This window comes from Bacillus cereus group sp. Bc061 (assembly GCF_027715825.1).
Taxonomy (GTDB): Bacteria; Bacillota; Bacilli; order Bacillales; family Bacillaceae_G; genus Bacillus_A; species Bacillus_A paranthracis.
On the sequence record NZ_JAQFTZ010000006.1, the window covers coordinates 37,863 to 54,163 of the forward strand.

A 16,301-nucleotide genomic window follows, 5' to 3' on the forward strand; every position below is an offset into this window, starting at 1 on the left:
AAACTGATGTTATCAATCTTTTTGGATATCCTCTTATCTAATTATTTATACGTGTTTTTTCATATCATCGGCAACAGATTCAACATTTGTACCTACGATAACTTGGACACTCGTGTTACTTAATTTCATAACACCTTTTGCACCAGCACGTTTTAATGCTGCTTCGTTTACTTGACCAGCATCTTTCACTTGTAAGCGTAGACGTGTTGCACAGTTATCAATAACTGTTAAGTTTTCTTTTCCACCTAAAGCTGCTACGTAAGTTTCACCAATTGAACCTGCAACTGGAGCTTCTTCGCCTTCAGCCATTTCCTCTTCATCTTCACGACCAGGAGTTTTTAAGTCGAACTTCTTAATTAAGAAGTAGAATACTACAAAGTAAATTGCTGCGTAAATTAAACCGATTCCTGCTAGTAACAATGGTTTTGTTGCAATACCGAAGTTTAAGACGTAATCGATTGCCCCGGCACTAAATGAGAAACCATCATGAATGCCAAGTGTTGTTGTAATGAATAGAGACAGACCTGTTAATACAGCATGAATTCCATATAGTACTGGTGATAAGAACATGAATGAGAATTCAATTGGCTCTGTAATACCAGTTAAGAATGAAGTTAATGCTAGACCACCTAACATACCTGTAACCATTTTACGTTTTTCTGGTTTAGCAGCTGCAATCATTGCGAAACATGCTGCTGGTAAACCGAACATCATAACTGGGAAGAAACCAGTCATAAACATACCTGCTGATGGATCTTTTGCAAAGAAACGTGCAATATCACCATGAACGATATCGCCTGCTGCATTTGTAAAGTCACCAAGTACGAACCAGAAGTATGTGTTCATTACGTGGTGTAAACCAATTGGAATTAATAAACGGTTTAATAATCCAAATAAACCAGCACCAATTGAACCTAAGTTCACGATACCATGTGCCACTGCATCAATACCACTTTGAATTGTTGGCCAAATTTGACCGAATACCAATCCTAAAAGTAACATTACGATTGAAGTAATGATTGGTACGAAGCGTTTTCCTGCAAAGAATCCTAACCATTCTGGTAGTTTAATCTTATGGAATTTGTTGTATAATAATCCCGCAACAACCCCTGCAATAATACCACCGAGTATGGCCATGTTTATTTTTGGCGTTAACGCCGCTGCTTTTGAAACCTTTGTCATTGTATCTGCTAATTTAGTTGGATCTACTGAACCGACTAAATCTTGAACACTTTTTAATTTATCATTTAACTCTGCTGCTGAATACGTCTTACTTAGAGCATTCGTTGTATTTTGTAAAACAAGATATCCGATTGCTCCGGCAAGTCCAGCTGCTCCACTACCGTCAACAGACAAACCGATTGCAACACCAATTGCAAAAATAAGTGCTAAATTATCAAAAATTGCTGCACCGGCCTGTGCCATAACAGGAATGTTAAATACGTCTTCTTGTCCTAAACGAAGCAATAATCCTGCTGCTGGTAGTACGGCAATTGGAAGCATTAACGCTTTACCAATACGTTGTAGAAACTGCAACATTTTAATTCCCCCTATCAAATTTATGAAATCGTTATCATTATAAGTACGCCTTAGAAAACGCTTTCTATTTACATAACCATAATAACATATAGTTGTATAGATGTGTAGTTTTTATTTTTGAATTTTTTATGGATAAATCTCCTATTTCCAAACTGTTATATAAAAGGAAATTTCTCCTTTTTCACTACAGAATATTCAAAACGAAAGACCCTCTATAGAACATGCAACTTTCGTTTTATCATTCCACTTTTTCATGTTATTATTTATTTCCGAGCATATCGGGAAAAGTAAACTTAGTTAATTCGAAATAGGAGCGTTGGTACTATGCAGTGCATTGAAACAAACAACTTACAACAGTTGTTAGAACAAGTAAAACCATATACGAAAAAAGGAAAGCTTGCTACTTATATCCCCGAACTAGGAAATGCCAATCCAGATGATTTAGGGATTGCCATTTTTCATAAAGAAACAGAATACATCCATGCTGGCAACTCACAAACACTATTCACTCTTCAAAGTATTTCAAAAGTAATTACACTTGCACTTGCCCTTTTAGATCGTGGTGAAGAATATGTATTTTCTAAAGTTGGAATGGAACCAACCGGTGATCCATTTAATTCTATTATTAAATTAGAAACGACAAGTCCTTCTAAACCACTTAATCCAATGATTAATGCAGGGGCACTAGCCATTACAAGCATGTTAGCAGGAAAAGATAATGAAGAAAAAATGGATCGCATTCTTCATTTCGTACGTGAAATAACAGATAATCCTACTATTAATTATTCTTCTAAAGTTGCCAATTCAGAATTAGAGACAGCTTACTTAAATCGTTCACTTTGTTACTATATGAAACAAAACGGAATTATTGATTGTGATATCGAAGAACTGATGGATTTATACACTCGTCAATGTGCAGTTGAGGTAAACTGTATCGATTTAGCGCGTATCGGTTTAATTTTTGCGATGGATGGATATGATCCATATAAGGAAAAACAAATTATCCCTAAGCATATTACAAAGATTTGTAAAACATTTATGGTTACATGCGGTATGTATAACGAGTCTGGTGAATTTGCGATTCGTGTTGGTATTCCCGCAAAAAGTGGTGTAGCTGGTGGCATTTTCGGCTGTGTAAAAGGCGAAATGGGCATTGGTATTTTCGGACCAGCTTTAGATGCAAACGGAAATAGTATCGCTGGCTTTAAAATTCTTGAACTTCTTTCTGCCCAAGAAGGTTGGAGTATTTTTTAATTGAGAGCTATCCTGCTATACTAGCAGGATTTTTTCATTTCATAAAAACCTTAACTGTATCAACTATCCACGCCCGTACAAAAACCGTGCTGAAAGTTTCTCTATATCATGCATATTTGCTCCCCCCTCTTGAATAATATAGTACAACCTAGCGCTATATGTGGAGGTGTGAAAGATGAAACTAATATTTCAAATGGGAAAACAACCTGTTCTTGAAAAAACAATTCTTCTTTTTATATTGAGTATTGTAGAAAGCTTGAAGTTAAAAGTCGTTTCACTCGATGAAGCTCACCGATACATATTCAATTTAGAAGTACTTGAACTATTAATGGATCGGAACATCGATGATCAAGTACTGGAACTTATTCATTTCGGAATGGGACTTGAAGACATTCATCATGTGCTTCCTGAAGAACTTGAACATACAATTGAAGAATTAAAGTGGCTTTGTATCCAAGTATTAAGTGAGTACAGTATGCATGAAGAATCGGAACAATTAATTGAAGATATACGTTAAAAAAAGCACCTATGTAGGTGCTTTTAATGTTTTTTCAAACTATTTTTATACGCTTCAATATTTACTGGTAGCTCTTCCTCTTCCAAAGTATGTTCATTTACATCTTTATGAATGAACGCACCTTTAGGTGGTTGGTGATCATGCCCTTTTTTCTTATGATCAAATGCTTTCCCGCGTCCCATACAAATCCCCCTTTCTTAAAAGAAATCCGTATTAGTATGGAGAAAAGTACGTCGATATATGCAATCCCTTGCTGTATTTCCAAGGAAATACTCGAACCTTGTTTTCTACTCTCCTTACAACAACTGATCTATCCCGATAAGAATTAATAACACGCCCGCAATAACCGTAGCCCATTTCCCTAAGTATTCTGCTAAATATCGTTTTCCTACATACGCAAAACCACTTATGCAAATAAAACTAAACACCCCAGAAATAGTTGCTGTAAGCCAAAGGTTCAAGTTTGTTACTCCAGCATCAAATCCACCTGCAATATTATTAATAGACAAAGCAATCCCTAAAACAATTGCTTCTGAAAAACTAATCGTTTTAGAACCATCAAAATCTGCTTTTTCTGGATCACGTAAAATTCCCATAAGTACATTACCATCTTTAGAGCCTACGGTATTTCTTTGCCCCAAGAAAGGCTGGCACAAAATAAACACACCGATTATCCCTAAAACGATTGCTCCAATCAAGTTTGCTGTAAACTCTGAAATAAATAACGCAATCCAGTTCCCAAAAAATCCAGCTAATAAAGTAAATAAAAAACCAAAAAATGCGATGATAAAATTGTTGAACCACGAAATTCTAATTTTACGAATGCCATATGCAATCCCAACACCTGCATTATCTAAATTAGAAGCAATCCCAATTAAAAAAATTGAAAATAGACCTGCCGTACTCATAAATAGCCACCCCTTTTTCTCACTTTTCAATGCATCTTATGAAAATGTTGAGCAACTGTGCCTGTCTGTTTCATATACATGTAATAAATGCTCAACATTTTTTCAACAATAAAAGGAGTGCCTTCGCTATGCCTAAAGAAAATCCAAATGAGCGGCTTAGTAGATTAATAAAAAAACTTTTAAAAGAACGTGCCTTATCTATGCGCCAACTCGGAATGCTTACAAATATTGATCCCGCAACAATCTCAAGAATTATGAATGGTAAACAACCGCCAAAACAAAAACACCTACAAAAATTCGCAGAATGTCTGCAAGTTCCACCCCAATTGTTATTTGATGAAATGTATCCTGATTCTCCTCACATTAATAAAGAAAAGACGGATATGTACACATCTCTTGATACAATTCAGCAAACGCTGCAATCCTCTAACTTATTCGATTTCGACTACACAACAACCCGCGTAAAACAAGAACTTGAAAACTATGAACGATATGCGCAAACAACAGAAGGTGAAAAACGTATTCATGAAAGTTTTGCAAGCAAGTTAGAACAAATTGATAGTGCTGGTCCTTTCATTGAACAATTAACGGATATGTATCAACAATTTTGCAATGAAACGATTCCAAAAGAAGAGCGTGCAGTCCTTGGCGGCGCATTACTGTATTTCATTTTATCGACAGATATTATTCCCGACTATCTCTTTCCAATTGGTTATTTAGATGATGCAATTGCTGTTGAATTAGCGAAAGAGAAATTAATTGAGCTAAAACGAAAGACATAGAAAAATAAAGAACTATTTCAGTTGTTTCTATCCAACTCTGAAATAGTTCACTAAAAAATCGTACAAGTATACATACCTGTACGATTTCAACATACTAATCTATTTTTTTCGTATGACACCATTCGTATATAAATGCTGTTATTACTTTTGTAAATTCAATTAACTGTTCTATTTCTACTTTCTCATTTATTGAATGAGCTTCCTCTAATGTACCTGGTCCGTAAATAACGGCCGGAATATGAAATTCACTAAACCAACCACCATCCGTTACCGTTGCAGACATATCTAAAATTGCATTTTTAGAAAGAATTGATTCGTGTACTAAGCTAAGCGTTTTTACAGCTGCATGTTCACTATCTATTTCTAAAGAAGGGAAAATTTCGCCACGATCCACAATCATTGATTCTCCGCCCCACTTAAAATGTGGTGGATTTTCAGTTAGCCATGGATCAGCAGCTGCCACTTTCCCAATATACTCTTCAATTTCTTTTATTATTTGTTCATGTGTTTCATTCGGATAAAAGTGTACTGTTATCCATAACCGGCACTCATCCGCAATAAATGCTGCATGTCTTCCGCCTTCAATAACAGCTGGATTAATTGTTGTTGTTCCAAATGGATAGCCTTCATATGTTTTCATAACTGCCCAGTGACGCTCTAATTCTTGTAAACTTTGCACAATTTTCATCATTTTTTCAATCGCGCTCGCTCCGAATAAACGACCCCCTGCATGGATCATTTGCCTACGTGTTGCATCATGAAACGTTTGCGGGCTTTTCACAGTAATCCACCCAGTAATTACGCCGCCCTGTCCTTGCATATGTAAATCACTCGTATCTACTACGACTGCAAAATCAGCATCATACCCTCTTTTGCAGCATTGAAGTGTACCCGCTTCTCCCACTTCTTCCCCAATTACGGATTGAAAGATTAGATCTCCAGGTAATTCAATACCAGCTTCTTGTAATAGCTGAATAGCAAATAGTGCCCCAGCCAGTCCCCCTTTCATATCTGCTGCACCACGTCCAACTAACCAACCATCTTTTATAAATGGCTCAAACGGATTCGTTTCCCACGCCTCACCTGCTGATATTTCCGCTACATCCATATGCCCATTAATAATAAGACTTTTATATGTGTCACTTTCTATCCCTTTTTTCACCCCAACAACGTTCGGATCATTCGGATATACATCCCATTTATCAACACTAAAATTTCGTTTTCTTAAAAACTGTGCAACAAATTCCTGCGCCTCATTTGTGTTTCTCGCCGGCGGTGCTGGTGTTTCAAAACGAATTAAGGTTTTTGTAAGCTCTAGTAACTCATCTTTTCGTAAATCAATCTGTTCTAATAGCTGTGAAACTTCTTCATTCATCGCTAATCCCCCTTTGCATACATAGTATGTTTCCAGCTTTATTTTCACAAAAAAAGAGACTGTTTACAATTTTACAGTCTCCAAATTACTCAATATTATAAACTTTCTACTTCTGTTGTATCTGTCTTTTCAATATGTTCTACTTTATGTGCCTTATTTCTTGTCGCACGGTAAAACAGTAAGCAAACAATCATAAATGGAATTCCACAATACAATGCCATTCTTTGTTCTGGAATAAAGGCCATACCTACAATTACCGTTATATTTAATACTAACGCAAGCAGTGGAACGAATGGATACAGCGGTGTTTTAAATTTCAAGTCTTTCACATCTCCGCCCTGCTTTATATATGACCTTCTAGCTAATAAGTTAGATAGAGCAATAGATGCCCAAACTAATATCGCTCCGAACCCAGCAATAGAAAGTAGCCATAAATAAACTGTATCTTCCGCATAAATACCTGATAGTAATGAAAGGCAACCTACAATTGTACTTACAATCAATGCATAAATAGGAACACCATTTTTAGATAACTTACCAAAAATCGGACTAATCATTCCTTGATTAGACATAGACCATAGCATACGAGAAGTTGCATATAATCCTGAATTCGCAACGGATAGAACCGCTGTAATAATAACGAAATTGATAATATCGGCTGCATAAGGAATACCAATTTTATCAAATACAACTACAAATGGACTTTCTATTACTCCCGCCTGTTGCCAAGGGAATAATCCTGCAAGAATGAAAATAGATAATACAAAGAACACGAGTATACGCCAAACTGTATTATTAATTGCCTTCGGAATTGTTTTCTCTGGATTTTCACTCTCACCTGCTGCAATACCGACTAGTTCTGTTCCTTGGAAGGAAAAGTTAACAGCAATCATCGTAATTAAAATAGCGGATAATCCATTTGGAAACAATCCACCATAATCAGTAAAACTAGAGAACATTGGTGCTGGTTCATTTCCTTTCATATCTAGAAAACCAAACATCGCTGCCCCGCCCAAAATAATAAATGCAATGATTGTAATGACTTTAATACTTGCAAACCAAAATTCAACTTCTGCAAAACTTCTTGAAGATAACGCGTTAATAGCAAAAAGTAGTACCGCAAACACTACGCACCAAACCCAAGACGGTACATCAGGAAACCAGCGTTTCATTAAAATACTAACTGCAATTAGTTCAATACCTATTGTAGCCGACCAGTTTAGCCACGACATCCATCCGACTACATAACCCGCTGCAGGGGAAATATGCTTTGTAGCATACGTTTGATAAGATCCTGCGTCAGGCATCGCAACAGCTAATTCTCCGAGACAGAGCATCGTTAAATACATAACAAATCCTCCAACAAGATAAGCTACAATCGCTCCTCCAGGTCCAGCTTCATGAATTGTATACCCCGATCCTAAAAAAAGTCCGGTACCAATAACTCCTCCAAGTGCAATCATAAATATGTGTCTGCTTTTCAATTCCCTTTTTAATCCTTGGTTTTGATCCATCATACAAATCCCCCCTTTTCCCTTTGGAAACCCATTTCATGTAAGCGTTTTTATTTTTTTTATACGAAAAATAATTATTGAAAAGAGCAAAATACATAGTATTAATCACTACCTGTTATTAAAAGATCATCCCTCACTGTTATTAATAACTTTTTATCAGCGATAGCTTGTCCTTCTACTACTTCTAATGACTCGATATACCCACTGATTCCTACCTTAATTTCTACTTTCTGTTTATCTATTGTTTCAATTAACGCTAATTTCTCCCATTCGTATACGTAAGAACTTTCCGTAACAAATAACTTCTCTACTTTCCCGTAACAAGGACTATACACGCCTTCTATAACCGTCTTCACTTTATAAATTCCTCCTTCTTATTAGTTGGTACTGAAACGTTGCATATCCCTCCTTTAAAAATTTCAATTATTATTTATGCAAAATGCGTACCAATCTCCAATTCCTATTTAAAATGAAGGTTTCTCACAAAAAAAACTTCATAACCGCAAAATTTTTCTAGCATTTAAGAAGTTTTAAAAAGAAAATAGCAAAAAAATTTTGCGGTTTTATAAGAATTTTAATAAAATTATAAAAAGTCAGTCTTCATAGGGTGAAATGAGGAGAAGATAATCTATGCGTACAGAAGAAATTAATTTAAAACAGATCATTGAAATGAATATGCTATATGAAACTTTACTCAATGAACTCGATATCGGGATTCATATTATTAATGAGGAAAGTAAAACGATTATCTATAACCGCAAAATGATGGAAATTGAATCAATGGAACGCTCAGATGTGTTATATAAAAATCCTTTAGAAGTATTCGCATTTGAAGAAAATAAAAATAGTACTCTTATAGAAGCATTAAAATTAGGAAAAACAAACAAAAATATAAAACAAACATACTTTAACAATAAAGGGCAAGAAATTACGACGATTAACAATACTTTCCCTATAATAGAAAATGGAAAAATTAAAGGCGCTATTGAAATTTCAAAAGAGATTAGCAATTCTAAACAAACAATGAAAACAAACCTTTCCCGAAAACAAAATAATAAGTTTACCTTTGATCACATAATTGGTGATTCTGAAGCCATTCAATCAATCATTGCGGAAGGGAAAAGGGTAATTCGTACATCCTCCTCTATACTTCTCGTAGGAGAGACAGGCACTGGGAAAGAACTATTTGCACAAAGTATCCATAATGAAAGCCAGCGTTCAGGCAAACCATTTATTTCACAAAACTGTGCCGCTATACCTGATACACTCATGGAAAGCTTATTATTTGGTACGAACCGCGGTGCATTTACAGGAGCTATTGATAAAGCTGGTTTATTTGAAGAAGCAAACGGAGGAACTTTACTATTAGATGAGATTAACTCATTAAGTCCAGCGCTTCAAGCGAAATTACTGCGAGCTATACAAGAAAAAACAATACGAAGAATCGGAGGCACACAAGAAAAAGAAATTGATGTTCGCATTATAGCAACTATTAATGAAGACCCTCTTGAAGCTATGACACACAATCGATTACGGGAAGACTTATATTATCGATTAAGTGTCGTTACTTTATGCCTCCCGCCTTTACGTGAACGAAAAGACGATATTCCGGCTCTTGTTCAACACTTTATCGAAAAATACAACATTCAATTTGGACTTAGTGTAACAGATGTAGATGTGCATGTAAGAGAATTTTTGTATGCATATGATTGGCCTGGAAACGTAAGAGAATTGGAACATATCATTGAAGGTTCAATGAACTTGGTTGAAGATGAAAATATTATTACAGCGTTTCATCTTCCCACTCGCTTTCGCGAACGAATAAAAAAAGAATTCAATACGCAACCTTTCCTAACTAATAACGATACTGATACACCTAAAACATTAAAACACACAATAGAAGCAATGGAAAAGAACTACATCAATCAAATTCTAAAAGAATATCACGGTAATATCTCACAAGCTGCAAAGTTTTTAGGATTAAGTAGACAAAACTTACAATATCGAATTAAAAAACTGCATTTACACATATAAAATAAGACTTTAATCAGTGGCGGTTTTGTCCATCTTCGACTGATGACTAGCCCTCACCAATTAGTCTTTTATTGCCTATTAAAACGGGATCAATCTGTTTCCAAGTACAAATAAAAAATTGGTAAAATATGATATAATTAACATATAACATACTTGAAAGGAATGATATATATGAGTAGTAATACAAAGTTAAAGTTATTACAATACTTAGCCTTTTTCCCTACCATTGTATGTATGATGTTACTAGTTGATATAAATGCCTATCCTTATGCAAAGCTACTAGCAACACTTAGCGGCTCTTTTGCAGCTATTATGCTTGCTGCTTTTTGGAATTTGAAGATACGTATGAAGAAAGAAAGATCTTCTTAACGCTAAAGCATAAAAAAATCGAGCCTACACCGCTCGATTTTTTTACTGATTATTAAAACTCAACATTCTCCAAATACAAACCACTTGCCTCAGCAAGGCAATTAATCTGATTACGTTGTTTCGCCTCTAAAATGTGTGGAATCGCCTCTGCATCTAATTGTCCTAATCCAACTTCAATTAATGCTCCAACAATTTTTCGTACCATGTTATGAAGGAATCCGTTACCACTTACTCTAATTTGTACAAATCCTGCCTCTTCCATCACATCAAGTGTATATACTTCTCGCACCATAGACTTTTTCTTTGATTTTGCATTTGAAAAAGCAGTAAAGTCATGTGAACCAACTAAATGTTTCGCAGCTTCTTTCATGCTTTTCACATTTAATTTTTTATTCACATGCATGCTGTATTTACGCATAAATGGGTTCGTATGCTCTTCATTCCAAATTTTATACAGATATGTTTTTGCTTTAGAATTGTAACGAGCATGGAATCGATCATGTACTTCTTCCACATTTGTAATGCTAATATCATTTGGCAAATATTGATTTAAATATTTTTTTACTTTATGTTCCACTAACTTCTCATCACTTTGAAAGTTAGCAACTTGATTCAAAGCATGTACACCAGCGTCTGTTCTACTACAACCGATAATTTCAATTTCTTTTCCGACCATTTCGGAAATGACACTTTCGATTTTTCCTTGAATCGTATTATCGTTATTACCTAGACGTTGCCATCCTTTAAAACGTGCACCATCGTACTGAATCGTTAATTTATAATTGTTCATTTTATTCTCCTTCATAGAAAATATTCCCTCATATCGTGAGGGAATATAAATACACTTTACTTTCTAACAAGCTTCACTACATTTTCTACATGAGCTGTATGCGGGAACATATCAACTGGTTGTACATATTCCACTTCATAGCTCTTCATTAACGCTTGTACATCACGTGCTAATGAAGAAGGGTTACAAGATACGTAAACAACTTGTTTCGGCTTCACTTTTAAAATTGTTTCCAGTAATTTATCATCGCAACCTGTACGAGGTGGATCGACAACAATTACATCTGGACGCCATCCTTCTTTTACCCATTTCGGTAGCCATTGTTCAGCTTTACCTGCTTCATATTTCGTATTTGTAAATCCGTGACGCTTCGCATTTTTTCTTGCGTCTGCAATTGCTTCTGGAATTACATCCATACCACGTACTTCCGCTGCATCATTTGCAAGCCAAAGTCCGATTGTACCAACACCACAATACGCATCTACAATTTTCTCATTGCCAGTTAAAGCAGCGGCTTTTTTCGCTTCATTGTATAAAACAACCGTTTGTTCTGGATTCAACTGGAAGAATGCACGTGCTGATAATTCAAATGATAAATCACCAAGTGTTTCTTGAATTACTTCTTTTCCAGCTAATTTAAATGTTTTATCACCGAAAATAACAGATGTTTTACGCCAGTTTACATTTTGCATAATTGATTTAACAGCTGGCATCTGTTTTTGTACTTCTGCAATAAATTGTTCTTTATTTGGCAACTCTTCTTTTGTTGTAATAAGTGTAACTTGTACTTCCCCTGTTTGAACTGCAGTACGTGTCACAATTGTACGTACTAAACCTTTTTGTTTTTTCTCATTGTAAATAGAAACATTTAATTTTTCTAAAATACGTCTTACAACTTTTGTCGCTTCATTCGTTGCTTTATGTTGAATCATACAATGAGCAATATCAATTAACTGATGTGAATTTTGTTTATACAGTCCTGTAATAACCTTTTCGTCTTTACGCCCCACTTGTAGTTGACTCTTATTACGATAATGCCATGGATTTTCCATGCCAAGCGTCGGACGAATTTTCTCTTCCAAACCGTTGTTCATATACTTCTGGAATGCTTGTACAACGATATCACGCTTTTGATTTAATTGTTCTTTATAGTCTAAATGTTGCAATTGGCAACCGCCACACTCTTCATATACCGGACATGGTGCTTTCACACGATGTGGTGAAGCTTTACGAACTTTTTTCACTTTCGCTTCAGCGAAGCCACGCTGAATTTTCGTTGTTTCTGCAACAACTTCTTCTCCTGGTAATGCCCCTGGAATGAAAACAACTTGTCTCTTAAAATAACCAACGCCTTCTCCGTTAATCCCAAGACGTTTAATTGTCACAGGGAACGTTTGACCAACTTCCAACTTACTCTCATGTTGCTTTTGTATCATTATTACACCTCTACTCTATACTTTTCCATAAATATAACGCTGCATAACTGCAGTATGGTTCACACTCTTGTTTCACTTTTTCTAAAAATGCATCATCAGGCTTATCATCTAATTGAAATACACCTTGTACTGCACGCTGAATCCCAATGTCCGCTTTCGGAAACATGTTTTTCCGTCCAAGCCCAAACATTAAAAAATTTTGCACTGTCCATGTACCAATCCCCCTAATTGGTAACAATTGTGCTGAAATCTCTTCTTCCGCCTTGGTTTCTATACTCGCTAAATTTAATGTACCGCTGGCAATACTTCGACCTAATCCTACTATATATTCAGCCTTTCGCTGACTAAACTTCTGCTCTCTCAATTCCTCTATTGAAATATTTGCTACTATTTCTGGAGTGGGGAAAAAGAATACACCGTTCTTTTCTGTTCCATATCGTTTCACAAACTGTTCTGTTAACACAGTAGCAAATTTCAAATTTATTTGTTGATGAATGATACAGCGAAGAAGACAAGCAAAATAATCAAATTCTAAAATAATTGGAGTATAAGCATATGTTTCAAATAGTGGACGTAATGATGTGTTTAAAAAATGATTTTGTATATCTTGAAACGGTTCATTCCAATGAAAAATGGCCCTCATTCGTTTCATAACTTTCTCTGGATCTCCTGTCTGACTAGAAATCCAAAACTGTGGATTTTGAACAGTACCAATTCCTTGCAGGCGAACAACAATCTGTTCCTCGTCTATACAAAGCGGGACATAAATAACTTTCTCATCTAATTGAATGACGTTAAGAGGATCAAAAGATAAACGTTTTAATACTTCTTCAAAATGATACGGATACTCTAACGTAACATGTTCGCTCCACATACGTTTCCCCATCCTTTTTACACATCATTATAGCATGAGAAAACCGCAAGCATACATGCTTACGGTTGATTGCTTTTTACTAAGTCATCTAGACTTTTAAAATGATACCCTTTCTCGCGCAAATCATCAATGATTTTCGCAAGTGCTTCTGCATTATCTTTTGATATTGCATGAAGTAATAAAATAGATCCTGGATGAATCATCGTCATAACATTATTATGCGCATATTGCCATCCTCTTTGCTCATCCACTTTCCAATCCAAAAATGCAAGTGACCAAAATACATTATAGTAGCCCATTTCTTTCGTAAGAGCTAACGTTCTTTCACTAAATACGCCGCGCGGGGGACGTACATATTTCACTTCTTTTTGCCCGGTTACTTTTTTAATTTCTTCCGTTACACTCGTTAATTCTTGACGAAGTTTCTCATCATTTACCGCTGTGAAATCAGGATGGCTCCACGAATGGTTTCCAATAATGTGTCCTTCATTCTTCATTCTTAACAATAAATCTTTTTGTGTTTTAATATAATGCCCCGTTACAAAGAAAGTTGCTGGTACTTTTTTCTCTTTTAATACGTCTAAGATTTTTCCTGTGTATCCATTCTCATATCCATTATCAAATGTTAAATAAATATCCTTTTTCTTCGTATCCCCTAAATAAAAACCACCATTTTTTTGTAGCAAATCTGTATATAACTTTCCTGCATCTGGTACTGTTTCATTTTTAGGGCGCGGGATTCCCCAGTTATGTGGAGTATTTGTATAAGCTAGTGCCGAAACTGGAACAAGTGCCATCATAATTGAAAAAATGAGACCGATATATAACCATTTATGTTTCATAAATAGTCTCCTTTCCATATATAATCGTACTCGTAGTTTCTGTTGCTACGCATTCTTTCATGCTGAACATGTTTTTCTATATATACCAAAAAAATGCATCTCGAATCGTTCGAGATGCATTTTTGTTTACTTAAATACTGGCTCTTTAAAGCTAGCTAATTTTTCAAGTGATGTTTTATCAACATCTGCATGTAAGCTATTACCGTGAGAATCCATCGTTACAACTGCTTTAAATCCATCGATACGTAAATGCCACATTGCCTCTGGAATACCAAATTGTAAGAAATCAACATCTTTCACTTCTTTAATACATTCAGCATAATATTGCGCTGCACCACCGATTGCGTTTAAATATACACCACCGTGTTCTTCTAAAGCTGCTAATGTTTTCGCACCCATGCCGCCTTTTCCAATGACAGCTCTAATACCGAATTTCTTCATAATATCACCTTGGTACGGTTCTTCACGAATACTTGTCGTTGGACCTGCCGCTTTAATTTGCCAATTGTCATTTTCATCTTTCACAACAACTGGACCACAGTGGTAAATAATTTGTCCATTTAAATCTACTGGACAATCGTTATCCATTAAATGCTTATGAATTGCGTCACGACCTGTATACATCATGCCATTAATTGTTACAACATCACCAACGCGAAGTTCACGAATTTGCTCTTCTGTAATTGGCGCTTGTAATACAATTTCACGCTGCTCCGTTTTTTCTTGTACTTCTTGCTCCAGTGTATCTTCACCTTCTTGATATAACCAATCCATAATTTCACCTGTTTCAGGATGGATTGTTACACCAAGGCGACGGTATGCCCAGCAATTATACGCCACAGATACGTAGAAACTAGCTGGCAGACGGTTATACACGCCAATTTTACAGCCAAGTAAAGTTGTTTCTCCGCCAAATCCCATCGTACCAATGCCAAGCTTATTCGCATTTTCTAATACATATTCTTCAAGTTGTTGTAATTCTGGGATTGGATTGACATCATCTAATGTACGGAATAATTGATTTTTTGCTAATTCGTAACCTGATGTGCGGTCTCCCCCGATACCAACACCAATTACACCTGCACTACATCCTTGACCTTGTGCTTGATATACCGCATGAAGAAGGCATTTACGAATCCCTTCTAAATCACGGCCAGCTCGTCCAAGTCCTTCTAGTTCACACGGTAAGCTATACTGAATATTTTTATTCTCACAGCCACCCCCCTTTAGGATTAAACGTGCATCAATATAATCTTTTTCCCATTGTTCAAACTTAATAACCGGTGTACCTGGTCCTAAATTATTTCCACTATTGTCTCCAAAAAGAGAATCAACAGAATTTGGACGAAGTTTACCATCTTTTGTCGCCCGCTCAAGCGCATTATAGATAGCTTCCTTCAACTTTAATTGATTCACACCAACTGGTGTATAAATTTTAAACGTTGGCATCCCTGTATCTTGGCAAATTGGCGAGATGTTATCATCAGCCATTTTAATATTATTTGTAATTGTGCCAAGTGCCATCGCAGAACGAGTCCCTGCATTTTCTCGCTCTTTCGCTTGTTGAATCGCACGACGAACATCTTTCGGTAAGTTCGTTGACGTTTCAACAATTAGTTGATACATGCTTTCTTGAAGCTTTTCCATTGTTACTTCCCCCTCAATTGTGAACGCTACCAAAACGTTATGAACTGAAATTTCCACTATTATGCTCTGCAGCTTTTTATTTGTTTCACGCTATTCAAGCATACATGAAATTTTTCACAACTTGATTATACCTCTTTTTCTATCGTCCTTCTATTATCCGCACAGAAAAAGGCTACCAAATTGGAATTGGCAGCCTTTTTAATATATTATTCGTCTTTTTTAAATTGCTCACATTTTAATTCTAATTCATCTAGCATTGCAAGAAGACGATCTACATCTTCTAATTCTACTTCTTCAGGTTCAATTGTATCAATTACTTCAATGAACATATTTAAACGTTCTTTTAAATATACTAATTGTGTATCTTTATCTTGAATTGCTTTTCCCATGAAGGCACTCTCCTTTTAATTCGAGTTGCTT

At 35.8% G+C, this 16,301-nt stretch carries 17 protein-coding genes; 5 read left to right on the forward strand and 12 right to left on the reverse strand.

Features of this window, described 5'->3' with window-relative positions; translation table 11 throughout:
* Positions 1–45: 45 nt before the first annotated feature.
* Entirely contained in the window at positions 46–1,539 is a 1,494-nt protein-coding gene (nagE, locus tag PDQ40_RS19330; protein WP_000938883.1) for an N-acetylglucosamine-specific PTS transporter subunit IIBC, read from the reverse strand.
* 324 nt (positions 1,540–1,863) lie between these two features.
* Between nagE and glsA the strand changes: the two genes are divergently transcribed.
* Together glsA and PDQ40_RS19340 are read left to right on the forward strand one after the other, a co-directional pair.
* Positions 1,864–2,793 carry a glutaminase A gene (gene glsA, locus PDQ40_RS19335; RefSeq protein WP_001149849.1) on the forward strand — a complete coding sequence of 310 codons (930 nt, stop codon included), beginning with the start codon at positions 1,864–1,866 and terminating at the stop codon, positions 2,791–2,793.
* Positions 2,794–2,968: 175 nt separating this feature from the next.
* Positions 2,969–3,310, forward strand: coding sequence for a DUF3969 family protein (locus PDQ40_RS19340; protein ID WP_000766603.1), 342 nt, complete (start codon positions 2,969–2,971; stop codon positions 3,308–3,310).
* 23 nt (positions 3,311–3,333) lie between these two features.
* Here PDQ40_RS19340 and PDQ40_RS19345 read toward each other — a convergent pair whose 3' ends face one another.
* The gene (locus PDQ40_RS19345; protein WP_000532409.1) at positions 3,334–3,492 is read right to left on the reverse strand and encodes a hypothetical protein; all 159 of its coding nucleotides are present in this window, start codon (positions 3,490–3,492) and stop codon (positions 3,334–3,336) included.
* Between the two features lie 114 nt (positions 3,493–3,606).
* Complete coding sequence (locus PDQ40_RS19350) at positions 3,607–4,218, reverse strand: manganese efflux pump (RefSeq protein ID WP_000100725.1); 612 nt, start codon at positions 4,216–4,218, stop codon at positions 3,607–3,609.
* A 128-nt stretch (positions 4,219–4,346) separates the two neighbouring features.
* Between PDQ40_RS19350 and PDQ40_RS19355 the strand changes: the two genes are divergently transcribed.
* A complete protein-coding gene (locus PDQ40_RS19355; protein ID WP_001123717.1) occupies positions 4,347–5,000 on the forward strand; it encodes a helix-turn-helix domain-containing protein in 654 nt (217 codons plus the stop codon).
* 94 nt (positions 5,001–5,094) lie between these two features.
* Here PDQ40_RS19355 and PDQ40_RS19360 read toward each other — a convergent pair whose 3' ends face one another.
* From PDQ40_RS19360 to PDQ40_RS19370, 3 genes are all read right to left on the reverse strand, one after another.
* Positions 5,095–6,375 carry an acetylornithine deacetylase gene (locus PDQ40_RS19360; RefSeq protein ID WP_001001582.1) on the reverse strand — a complete coding sequence of 427 codons (1,281 nt, stop codon included), beginning with the start codon at positions 6,373–6,375 and terminating at the stop codon, positions 5,095–5,097.
* Between the two features lie 95 nt (positions 6,376–6,470).
* Positions 6,471–7,892 carry an amino acid permease gene (locus PDQ40_RS19365; RefSeq protein ID WP_000969259.1) on the reverse strand — a complete coding sequence of 474 codons (1,422 nt, stop codon included), beginning with the start codon at positions 7,890–7,892 and terminating at the stop codon, positions 6,471–6,473.
* Between the two features lie 98 nt (positions 7,893–7,990).
* The gene (locus tag PDQ40_RS19370) at positions 7,991–8,245 is read right to left on the reverse strand and encodes a biotin/lipoyl-containing protein (protein WP_000859492.1); all 255 of its coding nucleotides are present in this window, start codon (positions 8,243–8,245) and stop codon (positions 7,991–7,993) included.
* Between the two features lie 274 nt (positions 8,246–8,519).
* On the opposite strand from PDQ40_RS19370, the gene PDQ40_RS19375 reads away from it, so the two are divergent.
* Together PDQ40_RS19375 and PDQ40_RS19380 are read left to right on the forward strand one after the other, a co-directional pair.
* Positions 8,520–9,923: a sigma-54 interaction domain-containing protein gene (locus PDQ40_RS19375; RefSeq protein ID WP_001258442.1), complete on the forward strand. Its 1,404-nt coding sequence runs from the start codon at positions 8,520–8,522 to the stop codon at positions 9,921–9,923.
* 171 nt (positions 9,924–10,094) lie between these two features.
* Positions 10,095–10,292, forward strand: a complete 198-nt coding sequence (locus tag PDQ40_RS19380; RefSeq protein ID WP_000097847.1) for a hypothetical protein — start codon at positions 10,095–10,097, stop codon at positions 10,290–10,292.
* Between the two features lie 52 nt (positions 10,293–10,344).
* Here the strand turns inward: PDQ40_RS19380 and truA are convergent, their stop codons facing one another.
* The 6 genes from truA to PDQ40_RS19410 form a co-directional block, all read right to left on the reverse strand.
* Positions 10,345–11,082 carry a tRNA pseudouridine(38-40) synthase TruA gene (truA, locus tag PDQ40_RS19385; protein WP_001067307.1) on the reverse strand — a complete coding sequence of 246 codons (738 nt, stop codon included), beginning with the start codon at positions 11,080–11,082 and terminating at the stop codon, positions 10,345–10,347.
* Positions 11,083–11,138: 56 nt separating this feature from the next.
* Positions 11,139–12,518, reverse strand: a complete 1,380-nt coding sequence (gene rlmD, locus PDQ40_RS19390) for a 23S rRNA (uracil(1939)-C(5))-methyltransferase RlmD (RefSeq protein WP_000615223.1) — start codon at positions 12,516–12,518, stop codon at positions 11,139–11,141.
* Between the two features lie 10 nt (positions 12,519–12,528).
* Positions 12,529–13,392: a DNA-3-methyladenine glycosylase family protein gene (locus tag PDQ40_RS19395; protein WP_000269439.1), complete on the reverse strand. Its 864-nt coding sequence runs from the start codon at positions 13,390–13,392 to the stop codon at positions 12,529–12,531.
* Between the two features lie 59 nt (positions 13,393–13,451).
* A complete protein-coding gene (pdaA, locus tag PDQ40_RS19400; protein ID WP_000681213.1) occupies positions 13,452–14,234 on the reverse strand; it encodes a delta-lactam-biosynthetic de-N-acetylase in 783 nt (260 codons plus the stop codon).
* A 126-nt stretch (positions 14,235–14,360) separates the two neighbouring features.
* Positions 14,361–15,881, reverse strand: a complete 1,521-nt coding sequence (gene fumA, locus PDQ40_RS19405) for a class I fumarate hydratase (RefSeq protein ID WP_000413517.1) — start codon at positions 15,879–15,881, stop codon at positions 14,361–14,363.
* A gap of 206 nt (positions 15,882–16,087) precedes the next feature.
* Entirely contained in the window at positions 16,088–16,270 is a 183-nt protein-coding gene (locus tag PDQ40_RS19410; protein WP_000513558.1) for an SE1561 family protein, read from the reverse strand.
* Between the last annotated feature and the right edge of the window lie 31 nt (positions 16,271–16,301).

Bases quoted from the DNA above. Each gene is read 5' to 3' on its own strand.
- nagE (WP_000938883.1), bottom strand. From the start codon at position 1,539: ATGTTGCAGTTTCTACAACGTATTGGTAAAGCGTTAATGCTTCCAATT.
- glsA (WP_001149849.1), top strand. From the start codon at position 1,864: ATGCAGTGCATTGAAACAAACAACTTACAACAGTTGTTAGAACAAGTA.
- PDQ40_RS19340 (WP_000766603.1), top strand. From the start codon at position 2,969: ATGAAACTAATATTTCAAATGGGAAAACAACCTGTTCTTGAAAAAACA.
- PDQ40_RS19345 (WP_000532409.1), bottom strand. From the start codon at position 3,492: ATGGGACGCGGGAAAGCATTTGATCATAAGAAAAAAGGGCATGATCAC.
- PDQ40_RS19350 (WP_000100725.1), bottom strand. From the start codon at position 4,218: ATGAGTACGGCAGGTCTATTTTCAATTTTTTTAATTGGGATTGCTTCT.
- PDQ40_RS19355 (WP_001123717.1), top strand. From the start codon at position 4,347: ATGCCTAAAGAAAATCCAAATGAGCGGCTTAGTAGATTAATAAAAAAA.
- PDQ40_RS19360 (WP_001001582.1), bottom strand. From the start codon at position 6,375: ATGAATGAAGAAGTTTCACAGCTATTAGAACAGATTGATTTACGAAAA.
- PDQ40_RS19365 (WP_000969259.1), bottom strand. From the start codon at position 7,892: ATGATGGATCAAAACCAAGGATTAAAAAGGGAATTGAAAAGCAGACAC.
- PDQ40_RS19375 (WP_001258442.1), top strand. From the start codon at position 8,520: ATGCGTACAGAAGAAATTAATTTAAAACAGATCATTGAAATGAATATG.
- PDQ40_RS19380 (WP_000097847.1), top strand. From the start codon at position 10,095: ATGAGTAGTAATACAAAGTTAAAGTTATTACAATACTTAGCCTTTTTC.
- truA (WP_001067307.1), bottom strand. From the start codon at position 11,082: ATGAACAATTATAAATTAACGATTCAGTACGATGGTGCACGTTTTAAA.
- rlmD (WP_000615223.1), bottom strand. From the start codon at position 12,518: ATGATACAAAAGCAACATGAGAGTAAGTTGGAAGTTGGTCAAACGTTC.
- PDQ40_RS19395 (WP_000269439.1), bottom strand. From the start codon at position 13,392: ATGTGGAGCGAACATGTTACGTTAGAGTATCCGTATCATTTTGAAGAA.
- pdaA (WP_000681213.1), bottom strand. From the start codon at position 14,234: ATGAAACATAAATGGTTATATATCGGTCTCATTTTTTCAATTATGATG.
- fumA (WP_000413517.1), bottom strand. From the start codon at position 15,881: ATGGAAAAGCTTCAAGAAAGCATGTATCAACTAATTGTTGAAACGTCA.
- PDQ40_RS19410 (WP_000513558.1), bottom strand. From the start codon at position 16,270: ATGGGAAAAGCAATTCAAGATAAAGATACACAATTAGTATATTTAAAA.